Below are 17,350 nucleotides of genomic sequence, written 5' to 3'. Positions count from 1 at the left end.
ACCCTCTTTATGCCGGCAATTGATGCGATCCCACGTCTCGGGGATCGAAGACCGTTCGTGACTCGATACGGCGTCAAAGATCGAACAGTGCTTTGGCGATGATGTTTCGCTGAATTTCGGCCGTCCCGCCATAGATCGAGCAAGCCCGCCGATAGAAGACCTCTGCCGCCAGGCCTGGCGCGTATTCAGGTCCGATGAACTGGGCCTCGCGCAGCTCTCGCTCTTCATTCGGATCGGGATAGAACACGGCGCCATAATCGCCGATCACCTCGAGCAGCATCTCCGTGAGCTTCTGATGGAGTTCAGATCCGCGCACTTTGAGCATGGATCCGATCGCCATACCGCCGCTGCGCTCGTCTATCCCTTGATGCAGGATTTTCTGCACCGCCATGTCGATAGCGCGAACCTCCAATTCGTGCTGCGCCAAACGTGCCGCAAACGTCGGATCCTGGATCAATGGCTTGCCGGCCATCCGTTCGCGCGAGGCGTAGTGCCGGATCTTGCGCAGATAGCGCTTGAGGGCAGGCGCTTCAGCGCCAAGAAACGCCCGCTCGTTAAAGAGCAGAAACTTGGTGTATCCCCACCCCTTGTTGACCTCGCCGATAAGGTTTTCAGCGGGCACGCGCACGTTGTCGTAGAAGACTTCCGCCAGATGATGGCAGCCATCGAGCGACGCGATCGGCCGTACGGTAACGCCCGGCGACGACATGTCGAGCAGCAGGAAGGAAATGCCCTTTTGCGGCTTCGCTTCGCTATCCGTGCGGACCAGCACGAAATTCCATTGACCGTAGGCGCCGAAGCTGGTCCAGATCTTCTGTCCATTGACGATGTAGTGGTCTCCATCGAGAACCGCCGTCGTACGTAGCGATGCAAGATCGGAACCCGAGCCCGGCTCTGAAAAACCCTGTACCCAGAACACTTCACCACGCCGGATAGGAGGAAGAAAGCGGCGCTTCTGCTCTTCGTTGCCAAACTCGCAAATCACGGGTCCGACGAGCGACACGCCCGCCTGATTCTGTATCGGTGCGCCTGCCAGATAGCATTCTTCCTCGAAGATGTAACGCTGCATCGCGGTCCACCCCGTGCCGCCGTCAGCAACCGGCCAATGCGGCACTGACCAGCCGTGCGTTTCGTGCAAGATGCGAGTCCAGCGCTGTGAATCGTCGTCACCTGCCAGAAAGCCCTGCTGCCCGCGAAAGGTTAGGTCGGCCGGCAAATGCTCGTTGAGGAACGCACGAACTTCTTTGCGGAACGCGATGTCCGCGGGATCTACGCGAAAATCCATGGTTTAGCTTCCGGCGTTTTCAGTACGTTGAACCGCGGCGCGCGCCTCGATCTGCGCCCGCTGCTGCGCCAGCGTTGCCGACCAATGTGCGCGGCGTGGGCGGCACGCAATAAAGCTCGTCCACGACAGCGCGCCGTCGCTCGAGCACATTGCGTTGGCTGATTGCGCTCTTTGCACTCAATTCGCCGTTATCGAGCGTCGGCTGCTCGCTTTCGAGCACGATGCGCGCAATGCGCGTAGAGCTGCCGCCAGGACGCGCGGCGAGCTGGTCGAGTCCGGTCTGGAAGAACGCGCGCACGCCGCGGCTGTTGATGATCTGGTCGGCGCCCGGCATCGGATCGTGAAGGTCGTCGCAAAGCGCACGGCACGCTTCGATGTCAGGGAAGACGAGCGCGCTCAGGTAGTCGCGGTCGTGCCCGGCAATCACGATATCCCGCGCATACGGGCCCAACACGTTCAGCGCATACAGTCGCAACTCGGCGACGTTGACCCAAGTGCCCGAGGACAGCTTGAAATTTTCCGCAATGCGTCCGTCGAAGCGCAGTCCCAGTTCGAGGCGCTGCGGGTCGATGAACGTTGCTGCGTCACCGGAGCGGAAATAGCCTTCCTCGTCGAACGCGGCGGCGGTGCGCTCGGGATCTTTCCAATAGCCGGGCGTCACACAGTCGCCGAGGAAACGGATTTCCAGCTTCGCGCCGACCGGCGCCACCTTCACTTTGACGCCGGGCACGGGCAACCCAGCAATCGCTTCCCGTCGCGGATCCCAGGCCGCCGATAGCGGCGTTGGGCCTGCTTCCGTGCTGCCGATGCCCGACATGATGAGCACACGCTGGCCGATGGTACGCACCGCGAGCTCGTCGAGTTGAGCCCAGATGTATTTCGGCAGACTTGCGCCGCCGTAGTAGATGAGCGCGAGTTTGCCAAAGAATTTCTCGCGCAGTGCCTTGTCCGCCTGCAGATGCGGAATGAGCGAGGCCAACCCTTGTGGCGTATTGAGGTAGACCGCCGGCGCGATTTCACGCAATGCCTGCACCGTCGGGCCAATTTCCTCCGGCGTTGGCTTGCCTGGGTCCAGGTAGTAAGTCCCCCCGCCGTACAGCACCATGCCGAAGTTATGCGTGCCGCCAAAAGTGTGATGCCAGGGCAGCCAGTCGACGAGATCCGATGGCCCGTCCTGAAGAAACGCGAACACCTGGGCGACTTGCTGTCGATTGCTGCACAACATGCGCTGCGAATAGATCACGCCTTTCGGTGCGCCTGTCGTTCCCGAAGTAAACATGATCTTGCCCACCGTATCCGGGCCGACTGCCTTGAACGCCTTGTCGACGTCGGCTGTAACCGGCGTCTTCAGCCACTGCGCGACGCGCGAACCGCCACGACCCTCCGGCAACGGACCGACGACGACACATTCCACGTCGCCGAACACCTCACGCAATGCGCGGCCATACTGCGCGCCGTCCTCCGCGAAGACGAGGCCGGGCGTGCATACGGCCGCGAGTTGCCTGAGCTTCGAAAAGTCCTGCGATAACAGCGAATACGCGGGCGTCACCGGGATATAGGGAATCCCGACGTGCAATGCGGCGAGCGCGAAGAGCGCGTGTTCAAAGCTTCGATCGGAAAGAATCATCAACGGACGAGACGGCGACAATCCTCGATCGAGCAGCGCCTGCCCCAGCGCACGCGCACCGTCGAACGCCTGCCGGTAGGTCAGAGACTCCCATGACTTGCCGTCCGGCGTCCGCCGCGCGAGCAACGCGCGCTCGGGCGTGACGCTCGCCCAGTGTTCGAGCCGCTCCGTCAAGCGGATCGGATACGCCTGGAGCGGTTCCTGCAGTTCATACACCACGCTTCCGTCTGGCCTTCGCTCGACGATGGCATCCATGCTGCCGACGCGAATCGGGCGAAACGGCACATCCATCAGCGCATCGTGCGAAGCCGTACCTGCATCCATCTGAGTCGTCCTGTTGTTATCTGGCAAGTCATGTCCCGCGAGCGCTCGCATCGCCTTCCGATACCTGGAAATGTTGCGGGCCAAGAGCAACCAATAATTGAACGTCGATCATCTTGCTGAACCAGAATAACGCGAAATCCCAGCCACGTCTATCCGTTGTCACCCACAAGACGCGCGCAAATGTCCGGCACGATCGCAGCCTTGCGCATCGCACAACAACGTGGACAGAAAACAAGAAATACGCTACGTTCTGAACGCCATTCGTATTGTTAAACATGACACCGGATCGTAACCGATTGCCGGAACCAGGGAGCCATCATGTCGGAAGAGGTTGTCGTCACCGCTGCCGTTCGCACCGCTATTGGAGACTTCGGTGGCGCGCTATCGAGCATTCCGCCCACGACGCTAGGCGCAACGGTCGTTCGCGCGCTGCTCGAGCGTTCGCATCTGCCGGGTGAAGAGGTGGGTCAAGTGGTGTTCGGCAACGTGATCCATACCGAGCCTCGCGACATGTATCTCGCGCGCGTCGCTGCGATGGAAGGCGGCGTCAGCGCGGACGCACCGGCGCTGACGCTCAACAGGCTATGCGGCTCCGGCCTTCAGGCAATCATCTCCGCTGCGCAAGCCATCGCGCACGGCGACACGGAAATTGCGATCGGCGCTGGTGCAGAAAGCATGTCGGGCGCAGCATACGTTGCGAGCGGCGCGCGTTGGGGTTCGCGCATGGGCGACATCCGCCTGATCGACATGATGGTCGGTGCGTTGACCGATCCGTTCAGCGCTTGCCATATGGGCGTAACCGCAGAGAACGTCGCAAAGAAGTACGGCATTTCGCGCGACGACCAGGACCTGCTCGCCGTCGAATCGCACCGGGCGCGCTGCGCAAGCTATTCATGACGGCAACTTCCGCGAGCAGATCGTGCCCGTAGCACTGCGCACGAAAAAGGGCGAAGCCGTTTTTGACACCGATGAGCATGTGCGGTCGGGCACGACCATCGCCGATCTCGCCAAATTGCGCCCGGCGTTCCAGAAAGACGGTACGGTGACGGCCGGCAATGCGTCGGGTCTCAACGACGGCGCGGCTGCAGTCCTGCTGATGGCCCGTCGCACCGCCGAACAACGGGGCCTTCGTCCGCTTGCGCGACTCGTTTGCTGGGCTCACGCGGGCGTCGATCCGCAATACATGGGCATCGGCCCGGTCCCTGCGACACGCAAGGTGCTGCAGCGCGCGGGTTTGACCGTCGCAGATCTCGATGTGATCGAAGCGAACGAGGCGTTTGCCGCTCAAGCTTGCGCCGTGGCGAAGGAGCTGGAATTTGACAGCGCAAAGGTCAACACGAACGGATCGGGCATCGCGCTCGGCCATCCGATCGGCGCAACCGGCGCCGTCATTGCGGTCAAGGCCATTCACGAGTTGCATCGTTGCGGTGGGCGCTATGCGCTCGTGACAATGTGCATCGGCGGAGGTCAAGGCATCGCGGCCATCTTTGAGCGCATTTAGGGCTTCGCACAGCGTTATCCATTCAACCAGAGGGACAAACGTGGTACGCCCCGAACAACGACCCCGCTTCTGAGAAACGTGATGCGGTTGACCGCCAGCAACAGCGGCTTGATGACGGGCCCAGGCACGAATAGCTACATCGTCGGCACGGTGGCGACCGGCTTCATCGTGATCGATCCGGGGCCGGACGACCAGGCGCATCTTCAACGCATCTTCGCAGCTACGGGCGGCGCTATTCGAATGATCGTCTGCACGCACTCCCACGTGGACCACGCACCCGGGGCGAGGCCACTGCAGTCCATGTGTCCGCACCAGCCACCAGTCCTCGGTCGGTCGGCCGGGCCTGCCGACAGGGCAAGCCATCACTTCGTTCCGGACCGCGAATTGCTCGATGGCGATGTGCTGACACTTGCGCATGACGGCGAGACGCATCGATTGCTGGTCGTCTCGACACCGGGGCACGCAAGCAACCACGTGTGCCTGGTCCTTCTGGAAGACGGACTGCTATTCAGCGGCGATCACATTCTGAATGGCAGCACGACCATCATCGATCCTCCCGACGGCAACATGACGGCGTACCTTACGTCACTCGACCGGTTGAACGCGATTTGCACCGAACGTGACATCGACTTTATTCTGCCCGCACATGGGTACGTGCTGGACCGACCGCATGACCAGATCGCCCGCCTCAAGGCACACCGTCTCGCCCGGGAAGCAAAGATCGCCGGCGCGGTAAAGGCACTGCCGACCGGTTCGATCGACGACTGGCTGCGTCTTGCTTATACCGATGTTCCCGAAAGGCTCTGGCCAGCGGCATCCCGGTCGCTGCTGGCGCATCTCGAACGACTCGACGAACAAGGTGGTCCGACTTCGCAGGCCTGATTGCGATCGTCATGCATGCATCGGCTGCCACGCCCGCTAAAACCGGGGGCGCGGGCAGCCTTGTTCGACGGCCGTCTTGTTGCGGACTCAGCTCTCTTCTACAAGCGCGGCCAGCCGGCCATGAATGAGTGCGCGCGCCTCGGCGACCATCCGACTCACGAGTTCCGCGCAGGTGGGAATGTCCTCGATAAGCCCGATTGCGAGGCCGGCCGGAAACGTTCCGTCTTCGGTGTCACCCGTCTCGTACACTCGCTTACCGCGCTCACCGCTCACCAGCGGCTTGAGATCCGCAAACGTCACCCCCTCTTTTTGCTCGAGTTCCAACACCTGCTCCGCTACCGAATTCCTGAAGATACGCGACGTGTTCTTCAGCGTGCGGAAGATCAACGCCGTATTGCGCTCGTCATGCTCTACGAGCCTGCGCTTGACGTTCTCGTGAATCGGTGCCTCCCGCGTTGCCATGAAGCGCGTACCCATATTGATCCCATCCGCGCCGAGCGCGAGCGCGGCGACCATGCCGCGCGCATCGGCAATGCCGCCTGACGCAAGCATCGGAATATGCAGTTTCGCGGCCGCGGCCGGCAACAGGATCAGATTGGGCACGTCGTCCTCGCCCGGATGTCCGGCGCACTCGAATCCGTCCACGCTCACGGCGTCGCAGCCCAACGCCTCCGCTTTCAGCGCATGACGCACCGACGTGCACTTGTGGATGACCTTGATTCCCGCAGCCTTGAATGCGGGCATATATGGCTCGGGATTGCGTCCCGCCGTCTCGACGATCTTCACACCGTTCTCCACGACCGCTTGCACGTACTCGTCGTACGGCACTGGCTTGATCGTCGGCAGAATGGTCAGGTTGACGGCGAACGGCTGATCCGTCATTGAGCGAACCCGAGCGATCTCGTTGCGCAGCGCCTCGGGCGTGGGCTGCGTCAGAGCGGTGATGGTGCCGAGCGCACCGGCGTTCGAGACGGCGGCGGCAAGTTCAGCGCGACCCACCCACATCATGCCCCCTTGAACAATGGGGTATCGAATCCCAAGCAGCTCTGTAATGCGCGTTCTCATGTGCTGATCCCTGTGTAAGTGCAACCTGATCTTTCGACCGGCAATGGTCGAACGCCGTGTGCAAGATGCGCCGGTCGTTTGTATTTGCGAACACCGTGCAATTATATACACTTCCTCCACATCGCCGACACTCGTGTGCCGCACTCGCGGACGCCGATGCGATTGCACGAGGCATGAATGATCAGGAGAGTTGATGAACAAACGAGACAATCAGATTGGCGCCGAGGAAGCGTCGATTCGCCCCACGCGGGACCAGGCGGAACAGGCCGTGCGTACGCTGATCCGATGGGCCGGTGACGATCCCGAAAGGGAAGGTCTCATTCAAACACCCGCACGGGTCGCGCGCGCATACCGCGAGTTCTTCTCGGGCTATGACTCCGATCCGATGCAGATTCTCGCCACCACGTTTTCCGAAGTGGATGGCTACGACGAGATGGTGGTGCTAAAGGACATCCGTTTCGAGAGCTACTGCGAACACCATATGGTGCCTATCATCGGACGTGCGCACGTTGCCTACTTGCCCGAGCATCGCGTGGTCGGCATCTCCAAACTCGCGCGCCTCGTCGATGTCTATGCCAAGCGCCTACAGATTCAGGAGAAGATGACCGTTCAGATCGCCGATGCGCTGAACACCGTGCTGCAGCCGAAGGGAGTCGCTGTCATTCTCGAAGCTGCGCATCAGTGCATGAGTACGCGAGGCGTGCACAAGCCCGGCGCATCGCTGGTGACGAGCCGAATGCTGGGCGCATTCCGTGACGATCCTTCCACCCGCCGCGAGTTTCTGTCGATTGTCGGTCACAGCACGATTGCGCCATTGCCCAATAGCTGAAAGCCAACGTCGGCTTCCTGCCGACGTTGGCTTTCATGGCAAATCGATGCTGGTATCCGTGGCAAGCGTCGTTGCAGGCTTGCGTCTGGCCTTAAACCTCGCTGGGTTGGCGCGTCTTTAAAGGCCGTTCGTAAGAGACGTCTTCACGATTTCGTGCACTGACGCCATTGCCCATCAGGATTTCGCGCCACGCAGTGGGCACTTCCGCAGGGGTCAGTTCGTTGATCGCTTCGGAAATGCAGACGCGGGCGGCAATCGCCCATACGCCGTCACGCTTTTCGAAGCGGTCGATATAGCGCCCCACCGCTAGCGTGTCTGGCTTGACGCGATTTTCTCCAAAGAAAAGCCAGTACGTCTCCCCGTGCGCCTCGTCGCCCTGCAATTCGACGCTGTGATTGAACACCATATGGTGGTGCGACAACTGATGCTCGGTATGGTACGCAAAGGCCCAGTCGACGAATTCCTCTGCATCTCCGACGAATGCGCCGTGGTCGTCGATTGCGTCCGGATGGTACGCCGATAGCGTCAACTTCCGGTCCATGCGATCGACCCCGCGGCAATAGCGGTGCACGCATTCGAGTATGTCCTGCTTATCCAACAGTGCTTCGACGCGTGCGCTCAGTTCTTCATTCATGGCTTCTACCGTTAGATAGTCATGGCGACAAAAAAGACGACCGCACCGATCACGGCGCCAATGAAGCAACAATCCTCGCCTGTCGACAAATCGGCTTCCTGCGCTCGCGCACGGCTCGCAATCGCACATCCGATGATGCCCGCCAATGCCGTCGCCCCGAGCACGGCAAACATCATCACGACGTCGAAGAGTGCGGACCGGCCTAGCTCTTCCATGCGCACATCGCGTTGCAGCAGCCAGACCGCCGCCGCCGAAATCGACAGGAGAATGAGTGGGAGCCATACTCTACGCGCTTCCCGAGCGCTCTCGCGAGTCAGCGTTTTCATCGCGCCCGGCCCTCCGTCCGCAGCTTGCCCAGAGCACGAGGCGCCACCGCGCCCAACACGCGCGCCGCCCAATTCGATTGTTTTGCGCGAGCCGATTCGTCCGACGACGGAGCGCCCTTTTCAGCGCGCTGGCGACGATAGTCGTACGTATAGTCCGCAAGAGGACCACGAAAATCGCTGTCGAGAAAGTACATCGCATGTCTCCGATCAGGCTTATGCCTCTCGGGCGCTTGCATGGCGCCTCTTGATGGATATCCTAGGCCATGGAATATGGTTATGCAACAAGTCGTTCAATTAATGGCGTCGGTGTTTTCACTACCCGACAAGGCACAGACCGACGCGCATGCGCGAGCGCCCGCTGCGCACATGGACGTGTGTGCGAACGGGTCGGCAATCAATGGGGGAAAGGGAATTGCAGCGCCAAGCCGCGTTCTCGACGCAGCTTGGCGATTCGAACATGACACGCAGACGAGTAATCAGGAGACCTGGAAGCCGCCGTCGACAGCGAGAAGCTGACCGGTGACATAGTCCGATGCCGGCGACGCGAAAAACAACACTGCCCTGGCGATATCGGAGGCGACGCCGATGCGGCCCAGCGGCATGCGACCAGGTTGGGTGATCGGCCCGTGAGCCTGATGAACCTTCGTCGATGCGGCCGCGCCCTCGGTTGCCACGCCGCCGGGCAGCACTGCGTTCACGCGAATTCCGTCTGCTGCGAATTCGAGCGCTGCCACCTTGGTGAGGTTGTTGACACCCGCCTTCGACGCCCCGTAGTCGCCGTTGTCGAAAATCACCGGCTGCAGCGAAGCCACCGACGAAATATTGATAATGGAACCGCCGTTTTTGGCACCTTGCATTCGCTTGATCGCTTCGCGCATGCAGAGGAAGGTGCCGCGCAGGTTGATGCCGAGCACCTTGTCCCACTTTTCTGCCGACGTTTCGACGAATTGCGTCTTCGGATAGATGCCCGCGTTGTTCACGAGAATGTCGAGGCGCCCAAGCTTCGCCTGCACCGTTTCGTACATCGCAAGAATCGACGATTCATCGCCGATGTCCACCTTGATCGCGATAGCCTTGCCAGACGCACTTTCGATTTGCCTGGCCGTCTGCTGCGCCGCTTCCTCATTCAGGTCCGCCGCGACGACCGCCGCGCCGGCCGACGCCAGCAGCAAAGCCGTCTCGCGGCCGATGCCTGAGCCCGCCCCTGTTACCACCGCCACTTTCTGATCGAGATTGAAAAGACTCGCCACATTCGTGCTCATTGCTCCTCCTTTGGCTCGCCGCGCGAGCGGGTTGTTTTCTGAACGTCATTCGCAAAGATAAACACACCACTTTGGAGTGTCAAGATGAACGAGAAGCGGATGACGAAAGGAGCAGCATGGACGAAGCTGTCGAGCAGTGCGATTGCGCGTATCACCCCGCCGCCGGCGACGCGATATCGCGCATGATGTCGAGCATCGAACGGTGGTAGGGCTTGTGAGGTCTATCGGCCCACACCAGCGACACCTCAGTTTCGCCTGCAGCCGGAACATCCTCGATGTCGACGAAGGCGACACCCTCCACGGGCAGGTATCGCGCCGAGTCCAGCATCAGACCGATGCCCAGTTCATGAGACACGAGGTTGAGCATCGTGTATGGATGGCGCGCTTGCTGGGTCACCCGCGGCGACAGCCCCGCCTCGCGGCGCGCTGTCTCGAACGCAGCGAACAGCGGCTGCGACATCTGCTGAGGGAACATGATGAGCGGGTATCGCGCGAGATCCGCGATACGAATTGAAGGCTGCGCCGCCACGGGCCACTTCGCCGGAACCGCGGCCACCACACGCAGACGCTCGATGACCACGCTTTCCAAACCGGAGACGTCCGCCGAGCTGGTGACTACCACGCCCAGGTCGATGCTGCCGTTTTTCACGCTGGCGACGGTCAAAGCACTGCCGCGCTCGATCAACCGGACGTCAACGCCCGGCCATTGCTTGCGAAGCCCCTGAATGGCTAGCGGCATGATTCGCAGCGCACACATCGGCACGAACGCTACGCTCAGGCTCGCCAGTTCGTCGGCGGCTTGCCGCACGCGCCGCTCGGCCAGCTCCGCTTGCGCGATCAGTGGCTTCGCTTCCGCGAGCAACGCGGCTCCGGCGGCTGTGAGCGAAACGCCTCGCGGTGTACGTTCGAGCAGCTTGATACCGAGCTGCTCCTCCAGCCGCATGATCGACTGGCTGAGCGGCGGCTGCGCCATGCCCAGGCGCGCAGCCGCGCGGCCAAAGTGCTGGGTCTCCGCAACCGCAACGAAGTGTCTGAGATGCCGCAATTCCATGACGTGATATGGCTTTGATATCGGGTGTCCCCAGCATATCGCCTTTGTCCCGTTGCGGTGCACTACGGACGAACCCTGGTCATATCGGGTGCGCACTATCTTGACGTCCAGCACCGTTCAACATACATTTTAGAATGTCGTTCCACAATACGAACAATGACCAAGGCGGCTCGGGTGAGTCGCATCCGCTATCAATAACCGCGCTGCCGCGGTTAAACAGGAGACACAAGTGAAGAGCCTCGAAGAAAAACTTGCCTATGGTTTAAAGGTATTCGGCGAAATCATGGGTGAAGACAAGGCAGCCGGCTTACGTGCCGCAAGCGAGTCCACCGGCTTCGGATCCGACATTTCACGCCTTGCCATCAACTACGCGTTCGCGGATGTCTGGGGCGACGACAAACTCGAGCGCAAGCAGCGCAGCCTCGTCACGCTGGGCATTCTCATCGCCAGCCGGCAGACGCTCGAACTGAAGAACCACGTCCGCATTGCCGTGCGCAACGGTCTGAGCGCACGCGAACTCGAAGGGGTGCTGATTCAGGCGCTTCCGTATGCCGGGTTCCCCGCCGTCGCCTCCGCTACCACGGCCGTTCTGGAGACACTGCGGGAACTTGGCATCGACACCACGACCCGCACTTCGGAAGAACGCGGATTGCTGTGAGCCGACATCAGAGCGCCCCCGCGACCAAAGGAGACGATTTATGAGCACACCAAGCGTGGATATCGTGCCGACGATGCGGGAATTCAACGTTTCCAATGACCTGCTCGGCAATCACGCCGAGTTGCAAGAACGCTGGAACGAAGACGGCTACCTGTTCTTTCGCGACGTTCTCGACCACGAGCCGCTGGAGCGCATGCGCGGTCTGCTTGTTGATCATCTCGACAGCAACGGCTTCGTGGACCGCAACGACCGAGACGTGCGATGGACTGGCAAAGACCGCGAAAATTTCAGCTTTTTTCCCGTGAAGGCGATGAACGAGCAGGGTGCGGCACGCACCGTGATGGAAGACCCCGCAGTTCGTGCATTCTTTCAGCGGCTGTTCGGCGTACCGCTTTATTGGGTACCTTTCACCGAATACCGCACGTCGCCGCCCGCTATCGACAAAAGCCGCACACGGTTCGACTTCATTCATGAAGATGCGATCTACAGCGACCGCCTCGATTTCATCATTTGCTGGATTCCGCTCAGCGATATCGATGCGCAAGTCGGCGGACTGGCCGTCGCCGAAGGATTGCATAAGCTTCCGTGCCTGCACAGGAAGGACGGCGACAAGATCGTTCCCATCGATCTCGCGAGCGTGCCAGAAGACGCATGGCGCCGCACGAACTACCGCTTGGGCGACGTCCTGTTGATGAGCCGACGCACGCCGCACTCTGGTCTCAGCAATCATTCGGACCGTTTTCGTCTGTCACTCGACACGCGCATCCTGCCGCACGGCGGAAGTTTCCCGTTTGAGCCCCGCCTGCCCTATGTGGGCACGCTGACGTCGATCGCATCGGACCAGATCGTCGTGCGCGACGCGCATGGTGAACATGTGTTGCGACTCGACGACACGAGTTATCTGCGCGGCCTCCAGGGCAACCGCCTGCGCGGAGACGAAATTGCCGGCGTTTATCAGCCGGGATCCGAGGTGATCGTTGCACATGAAGGCGGCCTCGTTCAAACGCTGCGCCCGCAGCATTGATCGTGGTGTCAGGCGCAAAGACGAAGCTTCGTCTTTGCGCCTCGCGCCATTCGCCTTGCCCTTTGGCCTGGCAATTCTGAAGCATCGATCACGGGCAGCCTTTGCTCGCGGTTTTATGAACATCGTGCTAATATCAGAACGAATGCTTGTGAGCACCAAGCCGCGAGCCTGCAATGGCTGTCACAGGGTTAGCGGCATCGCGCGCAAGCCGCCCAGGCGTGATACGCCTGGCCAACGTCTAACGTTCGACCTCGGGACAAGTCATGATCGATTCATCCGCCGCGGTACTCGTCATCGGCGCCACTGGCGCACAAGGAGGCGCCGCGGCTCGCCATCTTCTTGCGGCTGGACGCAAGGTACGCTTCCTGACACGCAATCCAGACTCGCCGGCTGCGCGGGCACTCGTCGAAATGGATGCGCAGGCGCTACGGGGAGATCTGGACGACCGCGACTTGCTCGCAAAAGCGATGGAGGGCGTCGGTTCCGTCTTTTCCGTTCTCCTGCCTGATTTTGATCGCAGCGACAGGGAACGCCGCCAGGGTTTTGCGCTCGTCAACGCAGCGCGCAACGCGAAGGTCCCGCAGTTCGTTCACACCTCCGTGGCGCAGGCCAGCAATCATGAGACGTTTCCTGGCTGGAGCGAGAAACGTTGGAACCGAAAATACTGGACGGACAAATGGGACGTGGAAGAGGCCGTTCGCGCCGCGGGCTTCGAATCGTGGACGGTCTTGCAACCGGCATTCATGATGGACAACCTCGCTGAGCCGAAAGCGGGCGCGATGTTTCCGCACCTGCGCGAAGGCTTGCTGCTCAGCGCATTGCTACCCGACGCACGACTCGACTGGATTGCCGCCGACGACGTGGGCGCGCTCGCGGCCAGCGCGCTAAACGATCCGCAACGCTGGCACGGTGAGACTGTGCCGCTGGCGTCGGAAAGACTCACGATGTCTGAAGTTGCGAATCGCCTGAACAACGTTCTGGGCGCACAGATCAACGTTTCGCACGTGTCACCGGATGAAGCCCGAGCAAAGGGTCTCGCACCCGGATGGGTGAATGCACAGGAATGGATCAACGCGGTCGGGTACCGCGTCGATATCGATTCGCTTTCCGAACGTGGTGTCCAGCTCACCCCGATGGTGGACTGGATCGATGCGAATCGACAGCACATCGTACTCGCATAGCTGGTCGATGGACCGCGTGTGCAAGCCTCAGGTAATGGAAAATCCGCAATGAATGATCGTGTCCCCTCATGGTTCGACCACGCCATGGCCCAACCGCGTCGATCTCACTTCACCGAAGGCGGCGGGGTGACTGTCCATTATGTCTCGTGGAACGCCGCAGACACCGGTAAGCCGCCACTTGTCTTCGCACACGGTTTTCTCGGGCACACGCACTGGTGGGACTTCATTGCGCCCTTCTTCACCGATCGCTTTCGCGTCTTTGCTCTGGATTTCCGCGGCATGGGCGAGAGCGCCTACAGGCAGGAATACAGCGCCGACGTTTTCGTGCGCGACCTCGTCGCTGTCGTGGATGCAATCGGCTCTGGACCGTGCGTCTCGGTGGGCCACAGTTTCGGCGGATCGCGTCTGCTCCAGGCGGTCGCGACCTTTCCCGATCGTCTCTCGCATGCAGTCGTGCTCGATTCGTATTTCATGCTACGCGGCGAAACCTTGCCTGCAGTGGAACGACGCCCGCCGCCCCGCCCCTATCCGGACTGGCATACTGCACTCAGTCGCTTTCGACTCATCCCGGAACAAGATTGCGAGCCGTGGCTGCTCGAGCATCTCGCGCGGACATCACTTCGTCAAACCGCCGACGGCTGGGTATGGCGCTTCGACCCGAAGTTGCGGGATCTCCAGCCGGTCGAAGGCGAAGAAGACCTGCTGACCCGCATCGCGGTTCCCGTCAGCTACGTGCACGCCGAGTGCAGCAGCGTGGTCAGCGCCGATCGCGCGCGCCGCATCGTAGCTGCGATTCCCGGCGCGAAGGGTCCGATCACGATGCCACGCGCAGGCCATCACATGATGCTTGACCAGCCACTCGCGCTGGTGAGTCTCTTGCGAGCCTTGCTAGCATGAATTCCAATCTGCGCGAATCGAAAACTGCGCCGTGGTCGAGCGGTTTGCCTCTTGCGGCCCTGATTGCGCGCGCCGTCGAAAAGCACGGCGCGACGCCACTCCATTTTCATACCCAGGGCGGTACCTACACTTGCACCACCGAGTCCCTGCTGCACGACGCGAAAGAGATTGGCAAGGCACTCACAGCCCTCGGTCTGCGTCGAGGCGATGTGATCGCGATACAGCTTCCCACTCAGCGCGAGACTGCGCTTCTGTATCTGGCTGCACTGGAGATCGGTGCGGTACTCGTGCCGATCGTACACATCTACGGTCCCGCCGAAGTCGGCTTCATCCTTCGGCAATCCCGCGCCCGCGTTCTGTGCGTGCCCGATTTCTGGTCCCGAACCGACTACCTGGAGCGTGTCGCCGCGCTCGGCGACACGCCCGACCTCGAGCGCGTGATCGTCGTTGGCAATCGGGCGCCCTCGAACGGCATCACGTTTGGCGCGCTGCAACGACTCGCCGCGACAACGCATGAACAACGCCCTGCTGACCCGCCAACGTCGGAAGACATCTGCCTGCTGCTGTACACGTCAGGAACGACAGCTTCGCCCAAAGGCGTGCAGCACTCTCATCGCACAGTAGGCGCAGAGTGGCAGATTCCGTTCATCGACGGGCCTGGTCCGTATCTCACGCCCTTCCCTGCTGGCCATATTGCAGGCTTCAATTTCCTGTTGCGTCCATTCATTACAGGCACCGCGATGGTGTTCATGGACCGATGGGACGCCTCGCTTGCCGCGCGACTGGTCGATGAGTATCGCGTGCGCCTCTCGGGCGGCACACCGTTTCATCTCCAGGGGCTCCTCGAAGCCGCCCGCCGCGACGGGCGCAGCCTGGCGTCCCTCGCTTCTTACGGTCTCGGCGGCACGGGTGTCACGCTCGAGCACGTCGCCATGGCCGATCGGGCCGGCTTCGCGGGAACCCGCGCGTACGGGCTGACCGAGCATTCGACAGTGAGTGTCGGCTGGGCCGATTCGCCTTTTGATATCCGGGCCTGCACGGACGGTCGCATTCAACCCGGCTCGCAGGTGCGCGTTGTCGATGAGTTGGACAGCGACCTGCCTGCCGGACGCGACGGCGAGATTCTGATCAAAGGACCGGAGCTGTTTGTCGGCTACACCGACCCGGCGCTCAATGCGGCCGCGTTCACCCACGACGGATGGTTCCGGACCGGCGATATCGGCCGTCTTGACGAAAACGGTTGCCTGACCATCACGGACCGAAAGAAGGACATCGTGATTCGCGGAGGAGAAAATATATCGTCGCTCGAAGTAGAGCGAGTACTTGCCACTCACCCAGCCGTGCGCGATGTCGCCGTCGTGGCGCAGCCAGACGCACGATATGGAGAAAGAGTCTGTGCGGTCGTCGTCTTGCACGAACGCATGTCGCTCGACCTGATCGCAGTCCAGACCCACTTTGCCTGCGCGGGCGTGGCGAAGCAAAAGACGCCCGAGCAACTTTGCATCGTTGCAGAGCTGCCGCGCACGCCTTCGGGAAAGGTGCGAAAAGGCGATCTGCGCAAGCAACTTTCCGCGTAGTAGCAAATCAGCTGGTGCTTATCGAGCGGAGCCGTCCCGGCGCGACTTGAAAAACCGATCTCGTTGCATTGACACCTGATCGGACGAAACGAGCCGATCGTAGATCGCACGCGCTGCGGCCATGCCGGCATCGAAATCGGGCGACTCGGCTGCGGCGGCGATGGCATCCAGACACTGGCTTTCTATTGCATCGCTACAGCTGAGGTGTGAGCGCGCTTTAGCGACAATGGAAACCGGATCGCCATCAGGCAACGGCAACCGGCGAATCAATGGCAACGATGTACCGCCTATCTTCTCACGCGCAAGCTCGATCGCAAGGCGCGACATTTCATGCCCATCGCCATCGACGATCCGGTCAAATAACGCGGTGCCCCGGAAGGTTCCTGCGCGCACGATTTGAGCACCAAGAATGAATTCGATCGACTTCGCGAAGCCCAGCACACGCGGCAAGCGCTGCGTGCCGGACAAAGGGATCACGCCGAGCTTGCATTCAGGCAGACCGATCTGCGCGTTGTCCGCGACCACACGGTAGTGGCACACCAACGCGGTTTCCAGACCACCGCCAATGGCAAACCCGTGGATAGCGGCTACAACCGGCTTGTCGCTCGCCTCGATCACCGGATGAACGTGCAGCGACAATGCTGGCCAAGCTGTGGCAGCGGAAGTGCCGAACTCGAAAATATCACCTCCCGCGGAAAAGCCGCGTCCACTGCCATTGAGTACGATCGCGCGAACCCGCGCGTCGCACCGGGCCGCTTCAAACGCAGCAACGAGTCCGCGACGGATTCCCAGACCTAATCCGTTGACTGGCGGATGGCTCATCGTGACGATAGCGATTTCGTCTTCTACACGATACTCGACGTCGGCGAAGCGATGCGGCTTGCAATGCGTCATCGGTTATCCGCTGTGGCGTTTGACGATGGCGGGCACTGTGCGCCTAACGGTTGTAGTGAGCCAGCTCGGCATATCCGCCGGCCACGGATCGGCATACACCGCTTGCACACCCATCGCGCTCGTGTAGGCCAGATTCAGTATGTTGCAAAACGCGATGAAAGCCAGCACCCGAAGCGCCGTGCGCACCGCTGGATGGCAACCGACACGATCGACGCCTCGCTCGATGGCCGTATATCCGTCTTCGTCGACGTTCAGCAGAAGGAAGGACGACGCCACGGAAGCAGATGGAAACAGCGTAGGTGCGGATTTGTGCAAAAGCGAAAAGCGCACCGA

General features: G+C 61.1%; 15 protein-coding genes and 2 pseudogenes. 8 read left to right on the top strand and 9 right to left on the bottom strand.

Annotated features, from left to right (window positions below; all coding sequences use genetic code 11):
* Positions 1 to 73 precede the first annotated feature (73 nt).
* Both OKW30_RS25380 and OKW30_RS25375 read right to left on the bottom strand, forming a co-directional pair.
* On the bottom strand, positions 74 to 1,285 hold the full coding sequence (locus OKW30_RS25380) for an acyl-CoA dehydrogenase family protein (protein WP_429347930.1): 1,212 nt from the start codon (positions 1,283 to 1,285) through the stop codon (positions 74 to 76).
* A gap of 19 nt (positions 1,286 to 1,304) precedes the next feature.
* On the bottom strand, positions 1,305 to 3,236 hold the full coding sequence (locus OKW30_RS25375; RefSeq protein WP_429347929.1) for an AMP-binding protein: 1,932 nt from the start codon (positions 3,234 to 3,236) through the stop codon (positions 1,305 to 1,307).
* A gap of 318 nt (positions 3,237 to 3,554) precedes the next feature.
* Between OKW30_RS25375 and bktB the strand changes: the two are divergent.
* Positions 3,555 to 4,737, top strand: a pseudogene (bktB, locus tag OKW30_RS25370) (beta-ketothiolase BktB).
* A gap of 60 nt (positions 4,738 to 4,797) precedes the next feature.
* Positions 4,798 to 5,619, top strand: a pseudogene (locus OKW30_RS25365) (MBL fold metallo-hydrolase); the annotation flags it as partial.
* Positions 5,620 to 5,706: 87 nt separating this feature from the next.
* Here OKW30_RS25365 and OKW30_RS25360 read toward each other — a convergent pair.
* On the bottom strand, positions 5,707 to 6,684 hold the full coding sequence (locus OKW30_RS25360) for an NAD(P)H-dependent flavin oxidoreductase (RefSeq protein ID WP_429347928.1): 978 nt from the start codon (positions 6,682 to 6,684) through the stop codon (positions 5,707 to 5,709).
* A 193-nt stretch (positions 6,685 to 6,877) separates the two neighbouring features.
* On the opposite strand from OKW30_RS25360, the gene folE reads away from it, so the two are divergent.
* Positions 6,878 to 7,513 (top strand): GTP cyclohydrolase I FolE, encoded by a 636-nt coding sequence (gene folE, locus OKW30_RS25355; RefSeq protein ID WP_429347927.1) that lies wholly within the window; start codon positions 6,878 to 6,880, stop codon positions 7,511 to 7,513.
* Positions 7,514 to 7,604: 91 nt separating this feature from the next.
* On the opposite strand, the gene OKW30_RS25350 is transcribed toward folE, so the two are convergent.
* The 4 genes from OKW30_RS25350 to OKW30_RS25335 all read right to left on the bottom strand — a co-directional run bounded on the left by OKW30_RS25350 (position 7,605) and on the right by OKW30_RS25335 (position 10,786).
* Positions 7,605 to 8,147 carry a nuclear transport factor 2 family protein gene (locus OKW30_RS25350; RefSeq protein WP_184032187.1) on the bottom strand — a complete coding sequence of 181 codons (543 nt, stop codon included), beginning with the start codon at positions 8,145 to 8,147 and terminating at the stop codon, positions 7,605 to 7,607.
* An 11-nt stretch (positions 8,148 to 8,158) separates the two neighbouring features.
* Positions 8,159 to 8,473, bottom strand: coding sequence for a hypothetical protein (locus OKW30_RS25345; RefSeq protein ID WP_187630651.1), 315 nt, complete (start codon positions 8,471 to 8,473; stop codon positions 8,159 to 8,161).
* Positions 8,474 to 8,949: 476 nt separating this feature from the next.
* Positions 8,950 to 9,735, bottom strand: coding sequence for an SDR family NAD(P)-dependent oxidoreductase (locus OKW30_RS25340; RefSeq protein WP_184032185.1), 786 nt, complete (start codon positions 9,733 to 9,735; stop codon positions 8,950 to 8,952).
* Positions 9,736 to 9,886: 151 nt separating this feature from the next.
* Positions 9,887 to 10,786: a LysR family transcriptional regulator gene (locus OKW30_RS25335; RefSeq protein WP_184032496.1), complete on the bottom strand. Its 900-nt coding sequence runs from the start codon at positions 10,784 to 10,786 to the stop codon at positions 9,887 to 9,889.
* A gap of 229 nt (positions 10,787 to 11,015) precedes the next feature.
* On the opposite strand from OKW30_RS25335, the gene OKW30_RS25330 reads away from it, so the two are divergent.
* The 5 genes from OKW30_RS25330 (at position 11,016) to OKW30_RS25310 (ending at position 16,123) form a co-directional block, all read left to right on the top strand.
* Positions 11,016 to 11,444 (top strand): carboxymuconolactone decarboxylase family protein, encoded by a 429-nt coding sequence (locus tag OKW30_RS25330; RefSeq protein ID WP_008917662.1) that lies wholly within the window; start codon positions 11,016 to 11,018, stop codon positions 11,442 to 11,444.
* Positions 11,395 to 12,468, top strand: coding sequence for a phytanoyl-CoA dioxygenase family protein (locus tag OKW30_RS25325; RefSeq protein ID WP_429347926.1), 1,074 nt, complete (start codon positions 11,395 to 11,397; stop codon positions 12,466 to 12,468). Before OKW30_RS25330 ends, OKW30_RS25325 begins: the two co-directional genes overlap by 50 nt.
* Before the next feature lie 263 nt (positions 12,469 to 12,731).
* On the top strand, positions 12,732 to 13,649 hold the full coding sequence (locus OKW30_RS25320) for an NmrA family NAD(P)-binding protein (RefSeq protein ID WP_429347925.1): 918 nt from the start codon (positions 12,732 to 12,734) through the stop codon (positions 13,647 to 13,649).
* A gap of 48 nt (positions 13,650 to 13,697) precedes the next feature.
* Positions 13,698 to 14,546: an alpha/beta fold hydrolase gene (locus OKW30_RS25315; RefSeq protein WP_429347924.1), complete on the top strand. Its 849-nt coding sequence runs from the start codon at positions 13,698 to 13,700 to the stop codon at positions 14,544 to 14,546.
* Entirely contained in the window at positions 14,543 to 16,123 is a 1,581-nt protein-coding gene (locus OKW30_RS25310; protein ID WP_429347923.1) for an AMP-binding protein, read from the top strand. Before OKW30_RS25315 ends, OKW30_RS25310 begins: the two co-directional genes overlap by 4 nt.
* An 18-nt stretch (positions 16,124 to 16,141) precedes the next feature.
* Here the strand turns inward: OKW30_RS25310 and OKW30_RS25305 are convergent, their stop codons facing one another.
* Positions 16,142 to 17,017, bottom strand: a complete 876-nt coding sequence (locus OKW30_RS25305; protein ID WP_429347922.1) for an enoyl-CoA hydratase-related protein — start codon at positions 17,015 to 17,017, stop codon at positions 16,142 to 16,144.
* 3 nt (positions 17,018 to 17,020) lie between these two features.
* Positions 17,021 to 17,293, bottom strand: a complete 273-nt coding sequence (locus OKW30_RS25300; RefSeq protein ID WP_429347921.1) for a hypothetical protein — start codon at positions 17,291 to 17,293, stop codon at positions 17,021 to 17,023.
* Positions 17,294 to 17,350: the final 57 nt, after the last annotated feature.

Origin of the sequence: Paraburkholderia sp. Clong3 (genome assembly GCF_050436485.1) — a bacterium.
In the GTDB taxonomy this organism is placed as follows: domain Bacteria; phylum Pseudomonadota; class Gammaproteobacteria; order Burkholderiales; family Burkholderiaceae; genus Paraburkholderia; species Paraburkholderia tuberum.
Note: the sequence above shows the minus strand (reverse complement) of the source record. Positions and strands in the feature narration are given on the sequence as shown.

What these genes read in the sequence shown, in the direction of transcription:
- OKW30_RS25380 (WP_429347930.1), bottom strand. Translation starts at nt 1,285, where the DNA reads ATGGATTTTCGCGTAGATCCCGCGGACATCGCGTTCCGCAAAGAAGTT.
- OKW30_RS25375 (WP_429347929.1), bottom strand. Translation starts at nt 3,236, where the DNA reads ATGGATGCAGGTACGGCTTCGCACGATGCGCTGATGGATGTGCCGTTT.
- OKW30_RS25360 (WP_429347928.1), bottom strand. Translation starts at nt 6,684, where the DNA reads ATGAGAACGCGCATTACAGAGCTGCTTGGGATTCGATACCCCATTGTT.
- folE (WP_429347927.1), top strand. Translation starts at nt 6,878, where the DNA reads ATGAACAAACGAGACAATCAGATTGGCGCCGAGGAAGCGTCGATTCGC.
- OKW30_RS25350 (WP_184032187.1), bottom strand. Translation starts at nt 8,147, where the DNA reads ATGAATGAAGAACTGAGCGCACGCGTCGAAGCACTGTTGGATAAGCAG.
- OKW30_RS25345 (WP_187630651.1), bottom strand. Translation starts at nt 8,473, where the DNA reads ATGAAAACGCTGACTCGCGAGAGCGCTCGGGAAGCGCGTAGAGTATGG.
- OKW30_RS25340 (WP_184032185.1), bottom strand. Translation starts at nt 9,735, where the DNA reads ATGAGCACGAATGTGGCGAGTCTTTTCAATCTCGATCAGAAAGTGGCG.
- OKW30_RS25335 (WP_184032496.1), bottom strand. Translation starts at nt 10,786, where the DNA reads ATGGAATTGCGGCATCTCAGACACTTCGTTGCGGTTGCGGAGACCCAG.
- OKW30_RS25320 (WP_429347925.1), top strand. Translation starts at nt 12,732, where the DNA reads ATGATCGATTCATCCGCCGCGGTACTCGTCATCGGCGCCACTGGCGCA.
- OKW30_RS25315 (WP_429347924.1), top strand. Translation starts at nt 13,698, where the DNA reads ATGAATGATCGTGTCCCCTCATGGTTCGACCACGCCATGGCCCAACCG.
- OKW30_RS25310 (WP_429347923.1), top strand. Translation starts at nt 14,543, where the DNA reads ATGAATTCCAATCTGCGCGAATCGAAAACTGCGCCGTGGTCGAGCGGT.
- OKW30_RS25305 (WP_429347922.1), bottom strand. Translation starts at nt 17,017, where the DNA reads ATGACGCATTGCAAGCCGCATCGCTTCGCCGACGTCGAGTATCGTGTA.